This is a genomic window from Paracoccus binzhouensis, assembly GCF_016446475.1.
Lineage (GTDB): Bacteria > Pseudomonadota > Alphaproteobacteria > Rhodobacterales > Rhodobacteraceae > Paracoccus > Paracoccus binzhouensis.
On the sequence record NZ_JAEHFP010000210.1, the window covers coordinates 1 to 3,118 of the forward strand.

The window sequence follows — 3,118 nt, forward strand, 5'->3', positions numbered from 1 at the left end:
CTTCGTGGCCCCCAGCCGCGCGCGGCAGGCTCCGGCCGGCACGCCCTCGGATGCGGTGATGCAGCGCCTTGCCGCCGCCGTGCAGAAAGCGCCCGAGCGTCAGCAGGCGGCCGCCCAGGGCCGCGCCGCCCAGCCGCAGCAGCAATCCGCCGCCGACCAGGCGCGCCCGCACGGCCGCATGGGCGGTCTCAGCCGCATGCTCGAGCGCATCTCGGGCCATGGCGAGCAGGCCGAGAAGCCCGCCCCCTCGACCATCGCCGAGCGGGTGAGCGAGCGCGTCGCGGCCCGCAACCGCACGGGCTTCGATGCCGGTTTCGACGATCTGGCCAGCCCGGACCGGGCTGGCGAGAATGTCGAAATTCCGGCCTTCCTGCGTCGCCAGGCGAATTGAGCCGTTCACATTATTTCGGCCCCGGAATCGGAAAGGACCGCCCTTGGCGGTCCTTTTCATTTGGAAGATCAGGTCGTTGCAGCAGGAGGCACGACGGGCTCTGCCGCGCTGCGGCGATTGTTTCACGCCGTTACAAATCGTTAGTTGAGCCGTCGGCCCCGCATGCCTAACTGAGGTTCACCCGGCGGGAATCCCCGTCCGCGGGAAACGGCATTCGCAAGATTCACCAGATTCGGCAGGCAGGACCATGCAGACCACCATCGCTCAGAAAGCCCAGTTCCGCGGCGTCGGGCTGCATTCGGGTGCGGCCGTGCGCCTGACGATTCTGCCGGCTCCGGCCGATCACGGCATCGTCTTCGTGCGCACCGACCTGGACCGCGCCCGGATCCCGGCGCGATGGGATCATGTCACCCCCTCGCAGCTCTGCACGCTGCTGGACAACGGCCGGGGCGCGACCGTCTCGACGGTCGAGCATGTGATGGCGGCGCTGTCGGGCACCGGCATCAACAATGCCGTGGTCGAGGTGAACGGCCCGGAAGTGCCGATCCTCGACGGTTCCTCGGCCCCCTTCGTGCAGGGCCTCCTCGAGGCAGGCCTGCGCCAGCAGCCCGATGCGCCCTTGCGCGCCATCCGGGTGCTGCGCGAGGTCGAGGTGCAGCAGGGCGAGGCCTTCGCCCGCCTGTCGCCCGCCGACCGGCTGGAGATCCATTTCGACATCGACTTCGTGGACGCGGCGATCGGCCACCAGGAAAAGCGCCTCGACATGGCCAACGGCACCTTCGTGCACGAGTTGATGGACAGCCGCACCTTCTGCCGCCAGGCCGATGTGGTGAAGATGCAGCAGAACGGCCTGGCGCTTGGCGGCACCTATCTGAACGCCGTGGTCTTCGACGGCGACAAGGTGCTGTCGCCCGGCGGGTTGCGCCACCGCGACGAGGCGGTGCGCCACAAGATGCTGGACGCGGTGGGCGACCTCGCGCTGGCCGGGGCGCCGCTGCTGGCGCGCTATACCGGGCATCGCGCCGGCCATGCCATGACCAACCGGCTGCTGCGGGCGCTGTTCGCCCGGCCCGACGCCTGGGAATGGGTGACGCTGACCCCGGCGATGGAAAGCCGCCTGCCCGGCGCCGGGGTGCTGGCCGCGGCCGCGCGCTTCGCTCCCCATGCCCGCCAGCTGGCCGTCGCCTGACGGTGACGGCCGCCTTGCCGATTTGCGGTTTTGGCATTTTGCGCAGCCAGATTTTCTGTGCTAGGACGACCGGGCCGTGCGGGCCTTCCGCCCGTTCGGCGGCATGAATTTCTGACGGGCAGGGTGGAATGACAGGCATCAGATCGGGTTCCTTGGTCGCGGCTGTGCTGTCGGTCGGCCTTCTGGCAGGATGCGGCGGCGGGGCGGGCAATCAGCCCGAATCATTCGAGAATTTCACCGCCGAACAGATCTACAAGCGCGGCGAATACGAGCTCGAGAATTCGCGCAAGCCCAAGGACGCGGTGAAGTACTTCTCCGAGGTCGAGCGGCTTTACCCCTATTCGGAATGGGCCAAGCGGGCGCTGATCATGCAGGCCTATTCCTATCACCGCGCCCGCGACTACGAGGAGGCGCGCGGCGCCGCGCAGCGCTTCATCGACACCTATCCGGGCGACGAGGATGCGGCCTATGCGAAATACCTGCTGGCGCTTTCCTATTACGACCAGATCGACGAGGTGGGTCGCGACCAGGGCCTGACCTTCCAGGCTTTGCAGGCGCTGCGCGAGGTGATCGAGCAATATCCCGACACCGAATATGCCCGCTCGGCGATCCTGAAGTTCGACCTGGCCTTCGACCACCTGGCGGCGAAGGAGATGGAGATCGGCCGCTACTACCTCAAGCGCGGGCACTATACGGCTGCCATCAACCGCTTCCGCGTCGTGGTCGAGGAATACCAGACCACCACCCACACGCCCGAGGCGCTGATGCGGCTGGTCGAGGCCTATCTGGCGCTTGGCCTGAACGACCAGGCGCAGACGGCGGGCGCGATCCTGGGCCATAACTTCCAGTCCTCGCCCTTCTACGAGGATGCCTATGCGCAGCTGCGCGGCCATGGCCTGCAGCCCGAGGCGCGCGGCGACAGCTGGCTGACGCGGATCTACCGCCAGGTCGTCCAGGGCAAATGGCTGTGAGGCGGCGCTGAAGCGCCGCCCTGGGGGTGGGGTCATGCTGCGTTCCCTCGACATCCGCGACATGCTGCTGATCGACCGGCTGGAGCTGGAATTCCAGCCGGGCCTGAACGTGCTGACCGGCGAGACGGGGGCGGGCAAGTCGATCCTGCTGGACTGCCTTGGCTTCGTGCTGGGCTGGCGCGGCCGCGCCGACCTGGTGCGCCAGGGCGCCGGTCAGGGCGAGGTCACGGCCGTCTTCGACCTGCCGCCCGGCCATCCGGCCCGCACGCTGCTGGACGAGGCCGGTTTCCCGGTTTCGGACGAGCTGATCATCCGCCGCGTGAATGCCGGCGACGGGCGCAAGACCGGCTGGATCAACGACCGCCGCGCCTCGGGCGAGGTGCTGCGGACGCTTTCGGAGCTGCTGGTCGAGCTGCATGGCCAGCATGACGACCGCGGGCTGCTGAACCCGCGCGGCCACCGGCTGCTGCTCAATGCCTTTGCCGGGCTGGACCCGGGCCCGGCCCGCACCGCCTGGGCCGCCCGGCGCGAGGCGCGCGCGGCGCTGGAGCGGGCCGAGGCGGCGCT

Annotated in this window: 3 protein-coding genes and 1 pseudogene; all 4 read left to right on the top strand. The window is 68.9% G+C overall.

Going from position 1 to position 3,118, the window contains the following annotated elements; genetic code table 11:
* Positions 1-391, top strand: a pseudogene (locus I9P22_RS23810) (cell division protein FtsZ); the annotation flags it as partial.
* Between the two features lie 247 nt (positions 392-638).
* Positions 639-1,580 carry a UDP-3-O-acyl-N-acetylglucosamine deacetylase gene (gene lpxC / locus I9P22_RS23815; RefSeq protein WP_199262673.1) on the top strand — a complete coding sequence of 314 codons (942 nt, stop codon included), beginning with the start codon at positions 639-641 and terminating at the stop codon, positions 1,578-1,580.
* Between the two features lie 128 nt (positions 1,581-1,708).
* Positions 1,709-2,551 (top strand): outer membrane protein assembly factor BamD, encoded by an 843-nt coding sequence (locus tag I9P22_RS23820; RefSeq protein WP_199262675.1) that lies wholly within the window; start codon positions 1,709-1,711, stop codon positions 2,549-2,551.
* A gap of 34 nt (positions 2,552-2,585) precedes the next feature.
* On the top strand, positions 2,586-3,118 hold a 533-nt coding region (locus I9P22_RS23825), incomplete at its 3' end, for an AAA family ATPase (RefSeq protein ID WP_233253576.1).